This window comes from Chryseobacterium sp. Chry.R1 (assembly GCF_039645525.1).
Classification (GTDB): Bacteria; Bacteroidota; Bacteroidia; order Flavobacteriales; family Weeksellaceae; genus Chryseobacterium; species Chryseobacterium proteolyticum.
Genome location: NZ_CP151793.1, coordinates 3,540,204 through 3,560,509 on the forward strand (window position 1 = coordinate 3,540,204; position 20,306 = coordinate 3,560,509).

Annotated in this window: 20 protein-coding genes; 6 read left to right on the top strand and 14 right to left on the bottom strand. The window is 36.4% G+C overall.

The window, feature by feature from the left end; translation table 11 throughout:
* Positions 1 to 2 precede the first annotated feature (2 nt).
* Entirely contained in the window at positions 3 to 1,592 is a 1,590-nt protein-coding gene (locus tag AAEU33_RS16080) for an MFS transporter (RefSeq protein WP_345988775.1), read from the top strand.
* Positions 1,593 to 1,739: 147 nt separating this feature from the next.
* On the opposite strand, the gene AAEU33_RS16085 is transcribed toward AAEU33_RS16080, so the two are convergent.
* From AAEU33_RS16085 to AAEU33_RS16100, 4 genes are all read right to left on the bottom strand, one after another.
* Entirely contained in the window at positions 1,740 to 2,243 is a 504-nt protein-coding gene (locus tag AAEU33_RS16085; protein WP_345988778.1) for an endonuclease V, read from the bottom strand.
* Positions 2,244 to 2,249: 6 nt separating this feature from the next.
* Complete coding sequence (locus AAEU33_RS16090) at positions 2,250 to 2,618, bottom strand: glyoxalase (RefSeq protein ID WP_345988780.1); 369 nt, start codon at positions 2,616 to 2,618, stop codon at positions 2,250 to 2,252.
* Positions 2,615 to 3,058 carry a GNAT family N-acetyltransferase gene (locus AAEU33_RS16095; protein WP_306612061.1) on the bottom strand — a complete coding sequence of 148 codons (444 nt, stop codon included), beginning with the start codon at positions 3,056 to 3,058 and terminating at the stop codon, positions 2,615 to 2,617. The genes AAEU33_RS16090 and AAEU33_RS16095 overlap by 4 nt, the downstream gene beginning before the upstream one ends.
* 96 nt (positions 3,059 to 3,154) lie before the next feature.
* A complete protein-coding gene (locus AAEU33_RS16100; RefSeq protein ID WP_273647852.1) occupies positions 3,155 to 4,207 on the bottom strand; it encodes a M28 family metallopeptidase in 1,053 nt (350 codons plus the stop codon).
* Between the two features lie 89 nt (positions 4,208 to 4,296).
* Between AAEU33_RS16100 and AAEU33_RS16105 the strand changes: the two genes are divergently transcribed.
* Entirely contained in the window at positions 4,297 to 5,436 is a 1,140-nt protein-coding gene (locus AAEU33_RS16105; protein ID WP_345988783.1) for an aminotransferase class I/II-fold pyridoxal phosphate-dependent enzyme, read from the top strand.
* Between the two features lie 63 nt (positions 5,437 to 5,499).
* Here the strand turns inward: AAEU33_RS16105 and AAEU33_RS16110 are convergent, their stop codons facing one another.
* A complete protein-coding gene (locus AAEU33_RS16110) occupies positions 5,500 to 8,241 on the bottom strand; it encodes a sodium-translocating pyrophosphatase (protein WP_345988785.1) in 2,742 nt (913 codons plus the stop codon).
* Positions 8,242 to 8,373: 132 nt separating this feature from the next.
* Between AAEU33_RS16110 and AAEU33_RS16115 the strand changes: the two genes are divergently transcribed.
* Positions 8,374 to 10,101, top strand: coding sequence for an amidohydrolase (locus AAEU33_RS16115; RefSeq protein WP_345988787.1), 1,728 nt, complete (start codon positions 8,374 to 8,376; stop codon positions 10,099 to 10,101).
* A 137-nt stretch (positions 10,102 to 10,238) separates the two neighbouring features.
* On the opposite strand, the gene AAEU33_RS16120 is transcribed toward AAEU33_RS16115, so the two are convergent.
* Together AAEU33_RS16120 and AAEU33_RS16125 are read right to left on the bottom strand one after the other, a co-directional pair.
* Complete coding sequence (locus AAEU33_RS16120) at positions 10,239 to 10,850, bottom strand: inorganic pyrophosphatase (protein ID WP_172283200.1); 612 nt, start codon at positions 10,848 to 10,850, stop codon at positions 10,239 to 10,241.
* A 22-nt stretch (positions 10,851 to 10,872) separates the two neighbouring features.
* Positions 10,873 to 11,385 (bottom strand): hypothetical protein, encoded by a 513-nt coding sequence (locus AAEU33_RS16125; RefSeq protein WP_172283202.1) that lies wholly within the window; start codon positions 11,383 to 11,385, stop codon positions 10,873 to 10,875.
* 185 nt (positions 11,386 to 11,570) lie between these two features.
* Here AAEU33_RS16125 and AAEU33_RS16130 point away from each other — a divergent pair, with 185 nt between their 5' ends.
* Positions 11,571 to 12,317: an FkbM family methyltransferase gene (locus AAEU33_RS16130; protein ID WP_345988790.1), complete on the top strand. Its 747-nt coding sequence runs from the start codon at positions 11,571 to 11,573 to the stop codon at positions 12,315 to 12,317.
* Here the strand turns inward: AAEU33_RS16130 and AAEU33_RS16135 are convergent.
* The 7 genes from AAEU33_RS16135 to pdhA all read right to left on the bottom strand — a co-directional run bounded on the left by AAEU33_RS16135 (position 12,312) and on the right by pdhA (position 19,064).
* Positions 12,312 to 13,142, bottom strand: coding sequence for a phytanoyl-CoA dioxygenase family protein (locus AAEU33_RS16135; RefSeq protein ID WP_345988792.1), 831 nt, complete (start codon positions 13,140 to 13,142; stop codon positions 12,312 to 12,314). The genes AAEU33_RS16130 and AAEU33_RS16135 overlap by 6 nt on opposite strands.
* A gap of 184 nt (positions 13,143 to 13,326) precedes the next feature.
* The gene (locus AAEU33_RS16140) at positions 13,327 to 14,247 is read right to left on the bottom strand and encodes a hypothetical protein (RefSeq protein ID WP_345988794.1); all 921 of its coding nucleotides are present in this window, start codon (positions 14,245 to 14,247) and stop codon (positions 13,327 to 13,329) included.
* On the bottom strand, positions 14,244 to 14,921 hold the full coding sequence (radC, locus tag AAEU33_RS16145; protein WP_345988796.1) for a DNA repair protein RadC: 678 nt from the start codon (positions 14,919 to 14,921) through the stop codon (positions 14,244 to 14,246). Before radC ends, AAEU33_RS16140 begins: the two co-directional genes overlap by 4 nt.
* Positions 14,922 to 14,958: 37 nt before the next feature.
* Complete coding sequence (locus AAEU33_RS16150) at positions 14,959 to 15,528, bottom strand: murein L,D-transpeptidase catalytic domain-containing protein (protein ID WP_345988798.1); 570 nt, start codon at positions 15,526 to 15,528, stop codon at positions 14,959 to 14,961.
* A 12-nt stretch (positions 15,529 to 15,540) separates the two neighbouring features.
* Positions 15,541 to 16,209, bottom strand: coding sequence for an ABC transporter ATP-binding protein (locus AAEU33_RS16155; protein WP_172283214.1), 669 nt, complete (start codon positions 16,207 to 16,209; stop codon positions 15,541 to 15,543).
* 140 nt (positions 16,210 to 16,349) lie between these two features.
* Positions 16,350 to 17,966 carry a 2-oxo acid dehydrogenase subunit E2 gene (locus AAEU33_RS16160; protein WP_345988801.1) on the bottom strand — a complete coding sequence of 539 codons (1,617 nt, stop codon included), beginning with the start codon at positions 17,964 to 17,966 and terminating at the stop codon, positions 16,350 to 16,352.
* A 96-nt stretch (positions 17,967 to 18,062) separates the two neighbouring features.
* Complete coding sequence (gene pdhA, locus AAEU33_RS16165; RefSeq protein WP_172283218.1) at positions 18,063 to 19,064, bottom strand: pyruvate dehydrogenase (acetyl-transferring) E1 component subunit alpha; 1,002 nt, start codon at positions 19,062 to 19,064, stop codon at positions 18,063 to 18,065.
* Between the two features lie 125 nt (positions 19,065 to 19,189).
* On the opposite strand from pdhA, the gene AAEU33_RS16170 reads away from it, so the two are divergent.
* Both AAEU33_RS16170 and AAEU33_RS16175 read left to right on the top strand, forming a co-directional pair.
* Complete coding sequence (locus AAEU33_RS16170) at positions 19,190 to 19,792, top strand: phosphatase PAP2 family protein (RefSeq protein WP_345988803.1); 603 nt, start codon at positions 19,190 to 19,192, stop codon at positions 19,790 to 19,792.
* A gap of 8 nt (positions 19,793 to 19,800) precedes the next feature.
* A complete protein-coding gene (locus AAEU33_RS16175; protein WP_172283222.1) occupies positions 19,801 to 20,268 on the top strand; it encodes a BlaI/MecI/CopY family transcriptional regulator in 468 nt (155 codons plus the stop codon).
* The last annotated feature ends 38 nt before the right edge of the window (positions 20,269 to 20,306 follow it).

A 20,306-nucleotide genomic window follows, 5' to 3' on the forward strand; every position in this document is an offset into this window, starting at 1 on the left:
TAATGGAAGCCCACAATATGCCCATATTTAAAAGTTGGATCCCTGAATGGCTGGCCAGAAGCATTATTTTTACCATATTAATGGTCTCCTTATTCAGCTTTGCTCTGTACGGAAGGCCTATCAGTATGGCAGGATATTATGGAGTCCAGCCAACAGATGTTCAATATGCTATGGTACTTACCTATTCTTCTGCAGTCACTTTTTTAGCTTTAGATTTTCGTATTACTAAATATTTTGCACCCAGGAAATATCTGATAATAGGATTAGCATTAAATTCGGTGAGTTCACTCATCTGTTTTTATTCTAAAAACTGGGGATTATTTCTGGTATGTGGAGTCGTTCAGGGAATTGCCTGTGCACTCATTTGCAGTATCATCCTCAATATGGTTTTTTCCCGTTTATCTTCCACGAGAGCAAGAGTTATCGGTTACAGTATTTTCTATGCAGCCATACAGATCGCAGTTCCCGTATATGCTATTTATAGTAGTATTTTACTTGATGTCTTAGACTTTAACTGGCTGTTTTTCGGATTGATTTTAATGCTCATTACTCTGCTTTTTGTGATTTTAATAGGCATGAATTCAAAAGCGAGGTTTTCAAAAAAGATTCCTCTCTACAGAGTAGATTGGATCGGGTATCTCTACTATCTTACATTTTCCTCTGTTATCGGATACATTTTGATATATGGACAGCAGCTCAATTGGTTAGATAGTCCAGTTATTGTTCTGTTGGGCATGTTCTTTATCATCCTATTGTTTCTTTTTATAGTCCGGGAAAACAGGTTAAAACATCCATTGATTAATTTACAGATCTTTAAAGCCAAAAATTTTGTCATCGGTTTATTATTGCTTTTTGTTTTTTATATTTTTAAAGGAACGACCGGCCTTACCTATGGCTATATAGAAGTTGTCCTTGCCACTGATCCGCTCCATATTATTCCTGTTTGGATAGCCGTTATCTTAGGTACAGCAGTCAGCATGGCAATCACTGCTCGTTTTATCTTAATGGGGATTTCCTTGATAAGAATTATTATCACAGGATTTGTCATCATGGCCTGCTATTATTTCTACATGTTACAATTTGTATCTTCTACGGGCGAAACAAAAGACTTTATTCTTCCAATGTTCATCTATGGAGTTTCTACAGGGGTCTTGTTTGTTCCTATTGTATCATTTATGGTTTCTTCAGCACCTCCAAAGGTTGCCTTCAATGCTGCTTTTCTTGGTATTTTTGCCAGATTCTTAGGATTTAGCAGCAGTATGGCTGTAAACAATTATACACAATTATATACCAGATCTGAAGCCAATGATAAGCTCAGAGAATCATTGACAGAAACGAATCCCCAATTATCAATTACCCTGCAGAATATTCAACAAGCTTATTTGAATGCAGGCAACGATATGTATACTTCCAAAGGAGCCTCAAATGCTTACTTCAATTATTTTATAAAACAACAGATATTAATACGCTCAACAAAAGATTATTATGATATTATGTTGATCGGATTGCTTGTTGTAATTGTTATTTTGATATGCTTACCTGGAATTCAAAATATTGTTCTCAGATTGCGAAAAGGAAATGTACCTTATTAAACTGGTTCGTAAATTCCTTTTATTATGGACTACATTAACGAAATAAGAAGCAGAATTATATATTCTGCTTCTTATCCGTTTTTATCCTTTTATAAAATTCAAAATTATGACAAAGTCCTCACCTAGTTGTAGATAAGAAGGTTGTAATTAAGCAATTCTTGTCAATTGATCTAGTTTTTTCAACAATGTCGGTATTCTGTACAATCCGTGCATTTTCTCTATTTTATTTTTTAAGAAATCTACATCAACTCCTTTCGAAGTAAGAAATAACGGTGTTTTACTTTCCCCCCTATAGATTGTTCTCCGCTGAGAGTCAGGAGCGGAGAATTCATTTTTTGCAATTCCCACAACAGGATATTTTTCTTCTAATTTTTCATATAAATATCCTCCGAGTCCAATCTTACCTTCATTATTGAGAGTCACATAACCATCTACTAACAGAATATCTCCATTTTTGAGATCAATCTTTGATAATAAACTTAGAATACATGGAAGTTCCCGTTTGTAAAAAGCTCCACTTTCGTATTCAGAAGTTACAGGAGTTTTTTCACTGTAAGCTGCTGTTTCCAGATCATCTGCCCAGTCTTTGAATGCCAGACAGACTGTGTAGGCGTAATTCTCATAATAGTAGGTATCAAAAGCGTAAATCATATTCAATTAATGGTTGAAAAATTCTCCAAAATGCCATAAAATACCAGAAGGATCATGCACGAAAGATTCTTTTCCCCAATTCAGGGTTCTTACGGGCGTTAGTTTTATAGTATTATATTTCTCTGTCAAGTTCAAATCCAAAAGTTCCTGCCAATATTCATCCACATTTTCTACTTCAACAAAGATCATGGTATTATCAATCCACTCTTTCACATATGCATCCTGAAGATAGAATGCAATATCTTGTTTTTTAAATAATGATAATTTTTCTTCTAAAACAATTTCCTCAAATCCCAGATCCGTATAAAAAGATCTGCTTTCCATAAAGTTTTGAGCACCAATAAATGGTCGAATTGATTTCATTTTTTGTTTCATGGCTTTATTTGTTTCCAGGTTTTATAAGTCATTTCAAATTTAATTTCGTGCTTTCCATGAGTTCCTGTTTCATTCCAGCCTATCTTCCGGTAAAACTTTTCAGCTCTTGTATCAAAAGCTGTTCCCAGCCAAACACTTTTTTTAGTTTGCTGAAAATACCAATCCAGCATGATGTGGTGAAGCTTTTGCCCTACTCCAAGACCTTCAAAATCTGGGTGAACAAATAGTGCCCAAATGTTATTTTCTTTCAAATCAACAATTGAAAAACCGACAACCTGATCATTGATTTCACACACCCAACCTTTCCCTCTTTCAAATAAAAATTCTTCGCAATCTTTATCAGTAACAAGATCAGGATTTGACAATCTATTTTCTTTTACAGCATTTCTCACTATCTGTATCTGAAAAATATCTTCTGATTTTGCCTCTCGAATTACCATCACGTAATACTTCAATAAAAATAAATAAACAACTATATAATAAATAATTACATCATTTATATAAAGTAATTAATTATAGTATTTTATTATTATCTATTATTTTCTATCAACCGTAATTCTCTCCGGTCTATTGGCAATTTCCCACGCTGTTGTGAATACCAGCTGAGCTCTTTTTTGCAATAAACTGAAATCAATCTTTTCAACATCATCGGTTGGTTTATGATAGTCTTCATGGATTCCGTCAAAGAAAAAAGCAACAGGAATATTATTCTTTGCAAAGTTATAGTGATCCGATCTGTAATACAATCTATCAGGATCATTAGGATCATCATATTTATAATTAAGTGCTAAATTATTGGTCTTTTTATTGGCAGCTTCATTAATTACTTTCAGCTGTGAACTCAGCATTTCCGAGCCTATTACATACACATAGTTTTTTCCTCTGTTTTCAGGATCATCCCTTCCGATCATATCGATATTCAGATCTACTACCGTATTGGCTAATGGGAAGACCGGATTGTCCGTATAATATTCTGATCCGAATAATCCATGCTCTTCTCCCGTTACATGCAGGAATAAAATGGATCTTTTGGGTCCGTTACCGGCTTTCTTAGCACTTTGAAAAGCTTTGGCTATCTCCATCACAGCTACAGTTCCGCTTCCATCATCATCAGCCCCATTGTATACGATCCCGTTCTTCGTACCTACATGATCATAATGCGCAGAAACCACAACTATTTCGTCAGGCTTCTCAGAACCTTCAATAAATGCAAGGATATTCTCAGAATCAGGAAGATTTCTACCTCCTCTCTGTTGCATGAAAGATGCGGGTACTTTCTGATAATATGAACCTAAAGCTTTTGGATAAGAAATTCCGAGATCTTTGTAAAATTTAACCATATACTCTCCCGCTTTTTTCTGTCCCGGACTTCCGGTATCTCTGCCCTCCATTTCATCGGAAGCAATCACATATAAATTTTGCTTCAGGTCATCTAGCTTAATTTCTTTATATGCAGATTGAAAAGCTTTCTCAGACTTAGACATTGCCTTTGAAGCCGATTGTCCGTTTTGATTTTCCGATGTCACTTTAGCAGTTTCGCAAGAAGATAATATCGCGACAGCCAATAGTGGAATAAGTATTTTTCTCATTACAAAAATAATTTTACTAAAAGTAACAAAATTTATTTAATCTATAACCGATTCTAAATTTCCTTATATTTGATATAAACACGCAAAAGGTGGAAAATATTTACGGATTTACACATTATTCTTTTTTTACTGATATGTCTGAGCTGGCCGCAAAGCATAACAGTTATGATTTATCACTAGGGTTACCTGATTTTGATATTGATCACCGCCTCAAATATTACCTTAAAGAATCAGTTGATCTGATTCACCATCAGTACGAACCGCTTGCGGGTAGCCCGTCGCTTATAGAATCCATCATCAGGTTTAATGAAAAACGTAAAAATCCGATCCATCTGAAAAAGGAAGAGATCACCATAGTCCCTTGTACAACCTTTGCCTTATATACGGCTTTAAAAAGCATTATAAATCCCGGAGACGAAGTGATTATTATCCAGCCATCCTATTACACTTATGCTCCTTCTATTGTTCTCAATGGTGGTGTTCCTGTATATTATGATCTTGGAAATGATTTTGATATAGATTGGGATAAACTTCAATGCTGTTTATCGGAAAAGACCAAAGCAATCATTGTGAATTCTCCACAAAACCCCACCGGCAAAATATGGTCAGAACAGGATTGGAATCATCTTTATGATCTGATCAGGCATCAGGAAATCTATCTTATATCGGAAGAAATCTACGACACCTATTGCTATGATGAACAGGAACATTACAGTTCCTTTTTACACAAAGAACTTAGAAAAAGGACGTTCTGCATTTTTTCCTTTGGTAAAATGTTCCATACAACAGGATGGAAAGTAAGCTATTTGCTTACGCCGGAACCTCTATCCTCTCAATTCAGATGTCATCAACAGTATATTTCCTATAGTGCCAATGGTCCTGCTCAATATGCTATTGCAAAATACCTTGAGGTTTTTGATCCCCTGGAAAACAAACTCCTGATGCAAAAGAAGAGAGATCTGTTCAATGAATTAATTAAAAATACGCCTTTAGTTGTTGAACAGCGGTCAGAAGGAAGTGTTTTTCAATTGGTTAACTTTAGAAACATCTCTAAAACCATGACTGATGTTGAATTTTCAAAGTGGCTGACCACAGAAAAACAGGTCGCATGCCTTCCTTTGTCAGCCTTTTATAATTCAAGGCAAAACTCTGATTATGTAAGATTTAGCTTTATTAAAAGCGATGATATGATCATCCGGGCGATGGAACATTTAAAAAAGAACCTCTAGCTAGATTGCTCCACATAAAAAAGCACCGCAAATTGCGGTGCTTTTTGTAGATATTATTTTGAATTATAAAGAAAGGACCCTTACGTCAATCCTTCTGTTCTTTGCTTTACATTCATCGGTATCATTTTCTTCACAAACAGGGAATTGGGAACCATATCCCTCTGCTTCTACTCTATCTGACGGTATACCCATTTCTAAAAGTTTCAGTTTAGCTGTTTGAGCTCTTAAGTTGGATAGTTTTTTATTACTGTCAGGATTTCCTGTATCATCTGTATAACCACCTAATTTTATCCTAAGACCCGGAAAAGCATTCAACAGTTCCGCTAAATTAGCCAGCTGAGCATCAGAACCCGCCTTAAGATCACTAGAACCACTTTCAAAATAAAGATTTTCAATTGTGTACCAATGATTAGGATCCAGAACAGATTGATTTTTATTTTTTATGCTGTTATACATTTCAAACAGACGGCTGTTTTCTCCAAGTGAAATGGTTTTTCCATTGTTCATCTTGATTTCCTTGATATTTCCGGTTTCATATACAAAATCTCCGTTTTCATTCAAATGTCCTTTGATTTCGGCTGGAGTTACAGTAATTCCAGAAACTCCCGGATCCATATTTTCAACACCTGAATGTGCACCGGCTTTGCTCAATAAATTTTCAATTGTCGCTTTTCTTTCAGCTTCAATCTTATCTTTATGTAAAGTGGCCAATGTAGGCGCAATCACTAAAGAAACAATAGACATTAATTTAATTAAAATATTCATCGATGGTCCGGAAGTATCTTTGAACGGATCCCCCACAGTATCACCGGTTACAGAAGCTTTATGAGGCTCTGAACCTTTATAATAAGTCTGACCGTTGATATCTACACCTTTTTCAAAAGATTTTTTGGCATTATCCCACGCACCTCCGGCATTATTCTGGAACATCCCCATCAGAACACCACATACCGTAGCTCCGGCTAAGAATCCACCCAATACTTCAGGACCAAAAATAAAACCTACTAATAAAGGAGATATAATCGCTATGGCTCCCGGAAGCATCATTTTTCTTATCGACGCATCCGTTGATATGGCAACACATTTTTCATATTCGGGTTCAGCAGTCCCTTCAAGAATTCCCGGGATCTCTCTAAACTGTCTCCTTACTTCTTCCACCATGGCCATTGCCGCCTGCCCCACCGCTGTGATTGCCAGTGACGAGAAAATAAAAGGGATCATTCCCCCTACAAATAAGCCGGCTAAAACATCAGCCCTGTATATATCGATTCCGTCAATTCCTGCAATTCCTACGAATGCCGCAAATAAAGCCAGGGCTGTTAATGCTGCAGAAGCGATAGCAAATCCTTTTCCTGTAGCTGCGGTGGTATTTCCTACGGCATCAAGAATATCTGTTTTCTCACGAACTTCTTTCGGGAGTTCACTCATCTCAGCAATTCCTCCGGCATTATCAGCAATGGGTCCAAAGGCATCAATCGCTAACTGCATAGCTGTTGTTGCCATCATTCCTGCTGCTGCAATAGCCACCCCATAAAGACCGGCGCATAGATAAGATCCGTAAATACCTCCTGCCAAAACAATAATAGGAAGTAAAGTAGACTCCATTCCTACAGCAAGACCTCCGATAATATTCGTTGCGTGACCGGTCGAAGATTGTCTCACAATACTGGAAACCGGCCTTTTACCAATCGCTGTATAGAATTCAGTGATGATACTCATTAAAGTTCCTACCACCAATCCTACCATAATAGCCCCGAAAACACCCATTTTGGTAAATTCATGACCTCTTAATACCATTGTTTCAGGTAAAATATAAGTAACCAGGAAATAAGAAGCTACCGCAGTAATTACGATACTTCCCCAGTTCCCCAGATTCAATGCATTCTGCACACTGGAAGTTGAAGCTCCTTCATTGTCATTAATTCTGACAAATAAGGTCCCTATGATGGAAAAAATGATCCCGGTTCCTGCAATAAGCATCGGAAGCAGAATGGGAGCAAATCCCCCGAAAGAATCCACCGAAATTGTTTCTCTTCCTAGTACCATTGTTGCCAGAACAGTGGCTACGTAAGAACCAAATAAATCAGCTCCCATTCCTGCCACATCCCCTACATTATCTCCTACATTATCTGCAATGGTAGCCGGATTCCGGGGATCATCCTCAGGAATTCCTGCCTCCACTTTCCCTACAAGATCCGCCCCTACGTCGGCCGCTTTAGTATAAATACCGCCGCCCACTCTCGCAAACAATGCTATAGACTCTGCGCCTAAAGAAAATCCGGTAAGGATCTCAATCGTTTTTTCCATCTCATGAGAATCAACCGGAGCATCAGCAGCAAAGATCTGCTTAATGATCAGGAAAAGAGCTCCTAAGCCCAGGACGGCTAATCCTGCAACCCCCATTCCCATTACTGAACCTCCTGTAAATGAAACTTTTAAAGCTTTAGACAATGAAGTCTTCGCAGCTTCTGCAGTTCTTACATTGGCTTTGGTTGCTATTTTCATCCCAATAAAACCAGCAGAAGCAGAAAAAATAGCTCCTACCACAAAGGCAATCCCGATACTCCAGTGGGAATTAGAATTACTCATTCCCATTACGGCTAATAAGATCGCCACAACTACTACGAAATAAGTTAAAATCTTGTACTCGGCCTTTAGAAAAGCCATCGCACCGTCAGCGATATGCCCGCTGATAATTTTCATTTTTTCATTTCCGGCATTCTGTTTTTGCACCCAATTACTTTGTATAAAAGTGTATAGTAAAGCAATAACACCAAAAACCGGAATTAAATAGAACAAATCCATAGTTTATTATTTTTATATTAATAAATAGTAATTAGTTTTATAAATATAACAAAAATTCTTATGGTTTATTAAGACTAGGCCGATAATATATTTATTCGTAAATTTAAGAACACCACAAAAACACGATATTGTATGAAAGCATCAATTTATTTACTATTTTCAGTAATTCTTATTGTTATCAGCTGTGCAGGAAGACCTCAGAAAGAAAAAGCAGAAATTCTTTATTTTGAAGGAACAATTTTAACAATGGAAGATACACTTCCCCAGGCGGAGGCAGTAGTTTTAAAAAATGGTAAAATACTTTTCGCCGGAACAAAGGCAGAAGCCGACCGCTATACGGATGAAAAAACGAAGATCATCAATCTTGAAGGGAAAGTTTTACTTCCCGGTTTTATTGATGTTCATAGCCATCTCACTTCAAGAGCGGGGATGCTGCAGGCAATCGATCTGTTTCCTGAACCTTATGGTACGGTTAATTCCATTAAAGACCTTCAGAATACCATCAGAAAATACCTTAAAGACCATGCTATTCCTGCTAATCAACCGGTCATAGGCAATGGGTATGATGATGCCATCATGACTGAACACCGACATCCGACCAGGGACGAACTGGATGCTATAAGCAAAACCAATCCTATTATTGTTATTCATACCTCAGGTCATGCAAGTGTAGCCAATACTGCCATGCTAAAGCTTTTAGGAATATCAGACTCTTCAAAAGATCCGGAAGGAGGCCATTACGGGCGAAATAAAAAAAAAGGAAAGCTTAATGGAAAATTAGAAGAAAACGCAAGCTTTTCAGCGCTTCTTTCCCTTACAGAAAAAATGAGTAAACAAACAAGAAATGCTCAGGAGCAGGCCATGCAGAATCTTAAGAAAGCTCAGGATGAATGGCTCAGCTATGGCCAGACCACCATCTGTGACGGAAGGACAATGGGCGAAAGTGTGGCCCTTCTGGAAAAAGCGGCATCCGAACACGTTTTTAAAGCAGATGTTGTGTATTTTCCAGATTATGAGTATTTCAAAAAGGAGCTGAGTACCTTTAAGCCGAAATATATGAAATACAACAATCATTTAAAACTTGGCGGTTTTAAATTTTCAGATGACGGCTCGCCACAGGGAAAAACGGCCTGGCTTACCCAGCCTTATCTCGTTCCTCCCGAAGGCCAGTCAGCAGATTATAAAGGCTTTCCGATATTTTCTGACCAGGTCTTATACGAGGATCTGAAAACTTTATTTCAAAACAATATCACCGCACAGCTTCATGTAAATGGTGATGCTGCTATTGATCAGGCATTACGGGTGATCGGAAAACTGAAAGAGGAAAATATTTACAGGCCGGAACTTCGTGTCACCCTGATCCATGTTCAGAACAGCCGTCCGGATCATATTCAGAAAATTAAAGATATAGGGCTTATTCCTTCTTATTTTTCTACTCATGTATATTTATGGGGAGACTGGCATTACTCAAGCGTTTTCGGGCCGGAAAGGGCATCATTCATCAGTCCTGCAAATTCAGCGTTAAAGGCAGGAATTATCTTCACCATGCATCACGATGCTCCTGTTACCCCACCCGATTTGATTACAGCAATGTATTCTGCCGTGAACAGGAAAACCCGTTCCGGAAGGATCCTGGGTCCCAATGAACGAATAACCCCTCTTCAGGCATTAAAAGCCATCACGATTAATGCAGCTTATCAGCTTCAGGAAGAAGAAAGGAAAGGCTCCATCAAAGCTGGAAAGCTTGCTGATTTTGTCATATTAGATCAAAATCCATTAACCATTGATCCTGAACAAATCCGGAATATTAAAATATTGGAAACGATTAAAGAAGGAGTTTCTGTTTATCAAAGAAAATAGGAAGTTCTTATAATACGATCAAGGGTTATATTTAATGACCGGAGGTCCTTTTCCCTCTTCATTTAATTAAAAATATAAAGAAGGCAGATGAAAATTCATCTGCCTTCTTTATATTGCGTTCCGGATGCTGTTTTATTTTAGCCACCGAATTTTTCTGCGTAGTCTTTTTGTGATGCTTTTATTACTTTTCTTGCATGCTCTACTCCGTAAACTTCCTGGATTCTACATTTTGCAGGCTCATCCGGTAAGTTTTTGTATGTTAAGAAGTAATGCATCAATCTTCTTACTTCGGCTTCCGGTAATTCAGCGATATCCCTGAAATGCCCGAAAGCGTGATCACCTACCATTACAGCAACAATTTTATCATCTGCCTCACCTCCATCAATCATTTTGAAACCACCGATTGGAATAGCTTCCATCAACATTCCTCCTGAGTGGATGTTGTGTGAACTTAATACACAAATATCCAATGGGTCATGATCTCCCATTGTTACATCATCAGCACCGCTTTCAACAGCAAGCTTCATAACTTCATTATGGCAATATGTTCTTGGCACAAAACCATACAAAGCAGGGATAATATTTGAAAATTTCTGAGGACGGTCTACTTTTAAATATCCAGTTTCCTTATCAACTTCATATTTAATCGTATCTGAAGGAACAATCTCCACAAATACATTTACAACATTTGGCGCATCTTCTCCTGCAGAAATTCCATGCCACGGATGTGCTTTAAAATTTGGAATCATTATTTATATTTTAATTTTTTTGTTATGATAATATTAAAACTTCTCTTCTTAAATCTTCTATGGTAACAGCAATATAATCTTCAGCATTCATGTAATTCATAATAAAAACCGTTTTAAATTCATTAAGATCGGCATTATTATTAAGACCTTCATACGTCTTATGAAGCAAATCTATAATTGCATTTTTACAATCGACAACATTCTTCCATGAATTTTTCGTTAAATAAAGCTGCTGAGAAGAATTGTACTCGAACTCTTCATTGATCGTTTTTTCCGTAAGAAAAATAAATTCATGAACTGCCAGATCCTTATCAAACCGCTGAACAATATTCGAAGGTTTGATCCTTTCCAGAAACAACGTCATTCTTTCATATGAATGGCTCTTGTTCTCAGAATTTGATTTCACGGACAGAAGCTTTATTTCCTGGTTTTTAAGGGTAATATAGGTATGTACAAATTGTCTCAGCAAAACCAGAAAAGGAATTGCAATAATTAGAGCAAAAGCATACGGCAGATATTCTGAAAAACTTGTCATAATTCGATGTGCAAAATTACTAATAATTTACTATTCACTATGCAAGTTTAAAGCTTTTATTTTTCATTTTCCTCTCAAAAAAATAGTGAAATAAACATAAATACCATTAATTTGTACTGTCAACCATCTTATAATTTATAATGTCTTTAAAAAACTACATTTCAAAGGTAATTTTCAATAAAAATATGAGCGGTACTCTGAAGACCTTTTTTACAATTATTGTGAATTCAAAAAGGTACAGTTCCAAATTCAGAAAGAACGATCTCAATTTTAATAACAATGAGACCTTTGTATATAATTTTAAGAAGAATAAAAAAGAATTCAGCCTGTATTTGAGGACCTTTAAAGGTGATATTGATATTTTCTACGAAATATTCTGGAAAGAAACCTACACCGATCATCTTAAATTCTTAAACAAAAGCCCTGAGATTATAGTTGATCTCGGTGCTCACATCGGAATGACCTCCATTTACCTGTCTCTGAAATATCCTAACGCCAAAATTTATGCAGTGGAAGCTTCCAACGATAATTTTGAACTGCTAAAAGTCAATACGCAGTCATTTAAGAATATTATTTGTTTACATGCAGCAGCCCATTTTGAAGATGGTGCTTTACACTTTGGTGGAGATGAACTTTCTTACAATCAAAAAATATCTGAAACCGGTATTCTTACGGACGCTTTATCTATTGTAAGCATCATGAAAAATAATGGTATCCAAAATATTGATCTTCTTAAAATCGATATTGAAGGAGCGGAAGCTGAACTACTCAGCAAGAATAATTCATGGCTTCAAAATGTAGAGAATATAGTAATTGAAACTCACCCGCCTTATGATTCCATTACGTTAAACAAAGATCTGAGTCCATATCAATTTACCATAAAAAGCCAGAGTAAAGATGTGTTTTTTGCATGCAAACCAGTCGGTTTATAATTCAAAAAGTGCGGGACGTTGGGTCACTTCATGATAGCAAACACTGTTTTCATCAAAATAATGATAAACAAGACTTTTGCGGGTTCTGCTTTTATCCAGGTGTGGTTCCCCTCCATGGAGAACGTTCGCATGCCATATTAAAAGATCTCCCTTTTTAGCTCGAAAAACCTCTTTCTTTAACCCCAGCTCCTGAACTTTATTTTCTAAAAACTCCTCATAAGCCTTATAACTTTTTTTACCGATTTTAAAGACACTTCCTTCATTATCATAATCAGAATTCAGGAAATAAGGTAATTGATGGCTTCCCGGAATATAGTGCAATGCTCCGTTATTTTCGTCTACATCTTCCAAAGCGATCCATACGCCCAATAATCCTCCCAGAGGATAGGTAGTCATGTGGATACTGTCCGAATGTGTTTTTTGCTGGCTCCCGTTAATAAAATTGATACTCTGGAAAAGTTTGGCCTGCCCGTCCAATAACACCGATAAAAAATCGAGAAACTCCTTATCATTACCAATATTTCTGATAATTTCCGAATGATGGATAGCAAACATCAGCTTACCGCCGTAACGGAATTTCAAAGTCCCGTCATTCATTAATTTTTCGATTTCAGCATTGATCTGGTCCACCGTTGAAGAATTAAGGTAATTTTTTAAGATCAGATATCCATTATCATTATACCTGGATGCACTTTCCTTATTTTCTTCCGATAGGCTTTTATAAAAATCCGTATTCATCATCTTTTCCTGATGCACTTCTCTTTTGCTTGCAGGAAGATGCGAAAAATCTTTACTTGAAATACTTGAAAAGTAGTTCTTTTTCACACCATACTTTTTATAAAGCGGAATATTATGTTTTAATTTATTCTTATTGAAAAAATTATAAATAATGTAAGGTAATTTGTAATTTCGGATCTGCTTGAACATCGCTAAATAGGTTGTTAAAATAACCTCATAAAGGTACAAATAATATTTAGAACGAATCTAAATGAGAAACAAGTCTTGTCATCTATTTTAATGTTGAGAATCTTCCTTTAATAATTAATCTCACTAAATTCTCAGCCAAAGATTTCACAGAACTCTGCAGAACCCCGTAAGGTCTTAATTCCGGACGGAATCCTCTGAAAAACTCTTCAATATTAGGTAGCTCTCCTCCTTCAAAATCAAATATTTTACTTTCAATATGATTCCTGATTGCACGATCGATGAGAACGGATGCGCCGGAAACTTTTACATATTCTTTATCATTAAATGTTCCAAGTAAGGCAACAGTACCTAAATCTTCATAAAGCGCAATTATATTAATAATTTGATCTTTAAAATAAAAAGCTGAAAATTGAATTTTACCCAGCTTATAAAATACTTCAAAAATCCTTAAAAAGCCGTTAAGATCACCTTCTTTATCAAGTCCAAGCATATTGGCCGAAATAAAACTTCGGGCCTCTTCAAAGCTTACATTTTTAATCAGGGAATTCTCCAGTACATTTTCGTCAAGCCTTAACTTCCTTTTCCTTTTAGGTGAATATTTGGCATACACCCTTTCGTATGCATCAGGTAGAATAAGGAAATTTTTTCTCAATGGTATTGTAGATTGAAACTGATTATGATCATTGAACTGGTAAATTCTTATCAGATAGTTTTCCTGTAAAAATTCCAAAAACGCCTGGTTAATTGAAACATCATCTTTCTTTGAAAAAACGCCTAGCTGCTGACAAAGCATAGGATTGTGAACGATTTTTATTCCGTATTTTTTTACGTACGGAACCGGCATTACTGCTTCATAATCATTGTAAACAAGCAATTCCCATTTATCCAGGGAAGTGATATCTAAAAAAGTTTTAGAAGCTGAATATTTCCTTTGTTCAGAGCCTTCCAGGCATTGGGTATATTTTTTAAAATCAATTTCGGGATATCGTACTCTCTTAATCATAATAATCCTTCGTCTGAGAAACTAAAATATGCATTCTGGGTTATTATTAAATGGTCCAAAAGCTGGATACTTAAAAACCTTCCCGCTTCCTTTATCTTTTGGGTTATGGTGAGATCTTCACGGCTGGGTTTTAAACTTCCGGAAGGATGATTATGTGCTATAATTACACCTGTAGAAAAATTATCCAGCGCTGTTTTAAAAAGAACACGTACATCAACGATAGATTGACTGATCCCACCCTGTGTCAACTGTGAAATCTGGGTAACTTTGTTACTTTGGTTAAGGAACAGTGCCCAGAATTCTTCAGTCCTTAAATCCGATAAATGATTTTTAAAAATGACATAAGCATCATTACTATTCGAAATAACCGGCTTGTCTGAGATTTCCTGCCGGGCACGTCTGCGTCCTATTTCAAGAGAGGTAGCAATTGAAAGTGCTTTTACTTCACCTATCCCTTTAAACTTCATAAGCTCTTTAACGGACAGCAAACTGAGTTCATTCCAGTTATTATTAACACATGATAAAATCTTCCTGGCTAATTCCAGGGCAGATTCATCTTTATTTCCACTTCCCATTACAATGGCCAATAATTCAGAATCGGAAAGTGAATCTTTACCTTTTCGTAAAAATTTTTCCCGTGGCCTGTCATCCTCAGCAAGAAATTTAATGGACATAATTGAAGTTTAAATTAAAAGTACAAAGTACGAATTTTTAATAAAAAGCATACAATATTACCGGTAGTTTAGATGAATCAATAAAGCGGGCGGTTTGTTGAAAAGCACCAGACGATAACATCGGACAGCCAAGGCTCAGACAAGCAGGCGTTTGTGATTCTTTATCCGGTATGCATCCGTATGAATGAATAACAATAGCTCTGCCCATTGCATTATTATTGCTTGGATCAAGACCGTTTAACCGGTAAGATTTCCCGAACTTCCCTATATAACTTTCTTTTATTTCAAATTTCCCCAAGGAAGACTGATAAGAGCCTTCAGTATTACTAAAGCTAAGAACGTCCGTATTTTTATTAACGGAACCACTTCCGTGAGAAACAATAGCCTGCTGAAGTATTTTATTATTTTTCAGGTCGTAAACAAAATAACGGTATTTACCAGAATGGACTTTATAATTAATGAATATAGCGAGGTCTTGATTATAACTTTTCCCGGCTAAGAATCTTTTAATTTCGATGATCTTTGCTTCCGGCAAATTAGAGTTGATCTGTGACTTAAAGCCCACAAAAATAAATAATACCAGAAAAAAGAACATTCTTTTTTGCATGATTGAAGCAAACTATTCTATAATCATTCCATCTTTCATCACCAGCTTACGGTCTGTAATCTCCGCAAGATTGGGATTATGGGTTACAATGACAAAGGTCTGATTGTATTTATCCCTAAGATCAAAAAATAAGCGATGCAGATCATCCGCATTTTTTGAATCAAGATTCCCCGTTGGTTCATCAGCAAAAATAGTTTTGGGAGAATTAATAAGTGCCCTTGCTACCGCTACCCTTTGTGCTTCTCCACCAGACAACTGGTTCGGCTTATGATGCAATCTCTGTTCAATTCTTAGATCTTCAAATAGCGCATAAGCTTTTTCCAGCGCTTCTTTTTCATTTGCTCCTGCAATTTTGGTAGGTAACAAAACATTTTCCAGTGCTGTGAATTCAGGAAGCAACTGATGGAACTGAAATACAAAACCAATATTCTGGTTTCTGAATTTAGAAAGCTGCTTATCTGTCATATTGATAAATGACTCACCAGCCAATGTAATTTCGGTGTCGTAAAGTTTTGAATTAGTAGGTGAATCCAATGTTCCCAAAATCTGTAATAGAGTAGATTTTCCGGCTCCGGATTCTCCCACGATAGAAATTACTTCCCCGGTTTTGATATGGATATCAACCCCTTTTAACACTTCTAAATTTCCATAAGATTTATGGATATTTCTTGCTATAATCATGTTTCAAAAATAGTGAATATAAATAAAACTCTAATGATCTTACATTAATTTTTTAATGATTGAAATTCTATTGAATTACAAGATCTACAAACAAAAAACCTCTCGTAACGAGAGGTTTTTATCTATATCATCCGGATTTGTTACAGTAATAAAGTCAAAGGACTTTCCAGATATGTTTTTAAAGTCTGTAAGAATTGAGCTCCTGTAGCACCATCTACTACTCTGTGGTCACATGCTAAAGATAGCTTCATAATGTTTCCAACTACAATTTCTCCGTTTTTAACAATTGGTTTTTCAATGATTGCTCCAACAGAAAGGATTGCAGAGTTCGGTTGGTTGATGATACTTGTAAATGTTTCAATTCCGAACATTCCAAGGTTAGAGATAGAGAATGTAGAACCTTCCATTTCATTTGCTTTTAAGCCTTTAGATTTAGCTCTTGAAGCCATATCTTTCACAGCCGCAGAAATCTGATTGTAGTTCATCTGGTCTGTATTCTTAAGAACAGGAACTACCAAGCCATCAGGAATCGCAACGGCTACTCCGATATTGATGTTTCCTCTGTGAATGATCTTATCACCTGCCCAGCTTGAATTTACCTGCGGATGTTTTCTTAACGCAACAGCTGTTGCTTTAATGATCATATCATTGAAAGAGATCTTCGTGTCTGGTAAGGAATTGATTTCTTTTCTTGCCTCAATTGCTTTATCCATATTGATCTCTACCATCAGGTAATAGTGAGGTGCAGAGAACTTACTTTCTGCAAGACGTTTTGCAATTATGCTTCTTACCTGAGAGTTTGGAGTTTCCGTATCTTCTCCCTGAACAAAATTCAAAGCAACCTGAGCTGCAGGACTTGCCGTCGGAGCAGATGCTGCCGGCTTAGCCTGAGAAGGCTGATAATTTTCTATATCTTTTTTTACAATTCTTCCGTTTTCTCCGGAACCTTGTACACCATGGATATCCACCCCTTTTTCCTGAGCAATTTTCTTAGCCAAAGGAGAAATAGCAATTCTATCCGTAGATGATGAACTCACCGCCTGAGCAGCTGGTTTATCTTCTGCCTTCACTTCGGATTTTTGTTCAGCTGGTTTTTCTGAAACAGCACCCGATGATTTTGCAGCACCTACTCCTGAAACATCTGTTCCCGCAGGTCCTATAATTGCCAATACCGAATCTACCGGAGCTGCTCCGTTTTCCTCAACACCTTGCTTTAATAATACCCCGTTGAATTCAGATTCAAAATCCTGAACAGCCTTGTCAGTTTCGATCTCCGCAAGAAGATCTCCTTCTTTTACGGTATCTCCTACGTTTTTATGCCATTTCGCTACCTTTCCTTCTGTCATTGTATCAGATAGTCTTGGCATTGTAATCACTTCCACTCCTGCAGGAACTTCAGAAGAAGCCTGTTCTACACTCGTTTCTTTATTTTCGGTTTTAACCTCTTCTTCGGATTTTTTCTCTTCAGATCCTCCCGCTGCCGGAGCGCTTCCTCCTTTCAGTGAGGATATATCTTCACCTTCATTACCAATGATTGCAAGAACAGAATCTACAGCTGCAGCACCGCCTTCTTCTACACCTACGTACAAAAGGGTTCCTTCTATCTCAGATTCGAAATCCTGAACAGCTTTATCTGTTTCAATTTCAGCTAAAATATCTCCTTCTTTTACTTTATCTCCAACTTTTTTATGCCATTTCGCCACTTTCCCCTCCGTCATTGTGTCGGAAAGACGAGGCATTGTAATTACTTCTGCCATAATTTTTTAATATGATAATGAATTAATTTGATAATTTGATAATGAAAGGGATATGATAATAACTCCCGGTCATCATCATATGATCTCCTATTATGTTTAGTTTTCCAGTTTATCTACGAATGGGAAATCTTCCTGTGCATATACATACTCATAGATTTTTTCCGCGGTTGGATATGGAGAATTTTCCATAAATTCCACACATTCGTCAACAAAATCTCTGGATTTATTTTCAATAGTTTCCAATTCTGCTTCAGTAGCCCAGTTATTCGCCAGGATTCTTTCTTTTACCAATTCTATTGGATCATCTTTTTTATGGATAGATACTTCTTCCTTGGATCTGTACGGCTCAGCATCCGACATCGAGTGACCTCTGTAACGGTATGTTCTTGCTTCAATGAATGTAGGCCCATCACCTCTTCTTGCTCTTTCTATAGCTTCATAAGCTGCCTCAGCCACTTTTTCAGGATCCATTGCATCTACTGCAAGACAAGGCATTTCATATCCTAATCCTAATTTGTAGATATCTTCATGGTTGGCAGTTCTTTTTACAGAAGTTCCCATCGCATACTGGTTGTTTTCTACCACAAATACTACCGGAAGCTTCCAGTTCATTGCCATGTTAAATGTCTCATGTAATGATCCCTGTCTTGCTGCTCCATCTCCAAAGAAACAGATATTTACAGCTTTTCTGTCAAAATACTTATCAGCGAAAGCAATACCGGCTCCCAAAGGAATTTGTCCTCCTACAATACCATGACCTCCGTAAAAACGGTGCTCCTTACTAAAAATATGCATAGATCCACCCATACCTCCGGATGTACCTGTAGCCTTCCCGCAAAGTTCCGCCATAATTCTTTTAGGGTCTACTCCCATTGCCATTGGATGAATATGACATCTGTAAGCAGTAATCATACTATCTTTGGTTAAATCCATTGCATGGGTAAATCCGGCTGGAATAGCTTCCTGACCGTTATACAAATGTAAAAAACCTCTGATTTTTTGTTTTAGATAAAGAGAACGGCATTTGTCTTCAAACCTTCTCCACATTGTCATATCTTCATACCACTTAAGGTATACCTCTTTAGAAAATTCTTTCATGTGCTAGCTCTTGCTTATTTATTATGAAATAGTTGAGCAAAATTATAAAAAAAACTTTGTTTTTATTGTATACATACCAATTGTTTTTTTACTTATAATGTTATATTTGAGTTTTTAATTTAAACATGGAAGAAAAACAAACATCCGCATTGCATAAAATCTCCAGAATTATCTCAGAATTTTTCAGTCCGCTGGTATCTTTATTTTTATTCTTTGTTTATAAAAGTGTTCATGAATATTCCCTTAAAGACTCAGTTACTTACTTTCTTCCTATTTTACTTATCATTATAATTCCTATTATTATCTGGCTGATCTGGAATGTAAAGACCGGACGATATACCAATATGGATGTTTCAAACAGGGTTCAGAGGAAGACATTTTATATTTTTGCTGCAATTGCTGTGATTGCCTATTTACTTCTTCACTATATCAAATATGGCTCACTGGATTTTCTAATGCTTTTTATCCTTATTCTCCTTTTTTCCTTACAGATAAGTAATTTTTTTATTAAAAGCTCTATGCATACGGCCTTCAATGTTTTTGTCGCCGGCTTATTTTATGCCATTAGTTGGAAAATAGGACTTTTATGGCTGGGAATAGCTGTTCTTGTGGGAATTACAAGAGTAATATTAAAGAGGCATACTATAAAAGAAGTATTTATGGGTGCGGCAATAGCATTTTTAATTTCTTTTCTTTATCTTTATTGCAGTATACACTTTCAACATTAGAATATCTTATGAAAATAAATCATCTTACAACTGCAGAAGAAAACTTAATGAAGCTATTTTGGAAGCTCGATTCATTCTACCTGAAAGATGTTATGGAGCAGCATCCGGAACCAAAACCACACCAGAATACTGTATCCACTTACCTGAAGATCCTTGTTGAAAAGGGATATCTTTCTACACAGAAAGAAGGCAGGATTTTTAAATATTCAGTCACCATACCCTATGAACATTATAAAAAGTTTTTATTAAAAGAACTTTCGCATAACTTCTTTCATGATTCGGGAAAAGAGATCTTACAATTCCTATTGAATGAAAAATTAATATCACAGGATGATTTAAAAGAGTATTTCGATCTTAAAATTGAAATAAAACCCGTAAAAACCAAAATACCGAAGCTGGAGATTGCCAATGAGATCCTTAATCCCAAAAAGGATAAGAAAAACAGGGATAAAAAGAAAAAGAAGAAAAAAGATTAGCCCCCGAAGAAGGCATATTTATAAATAAGTAAAACAGT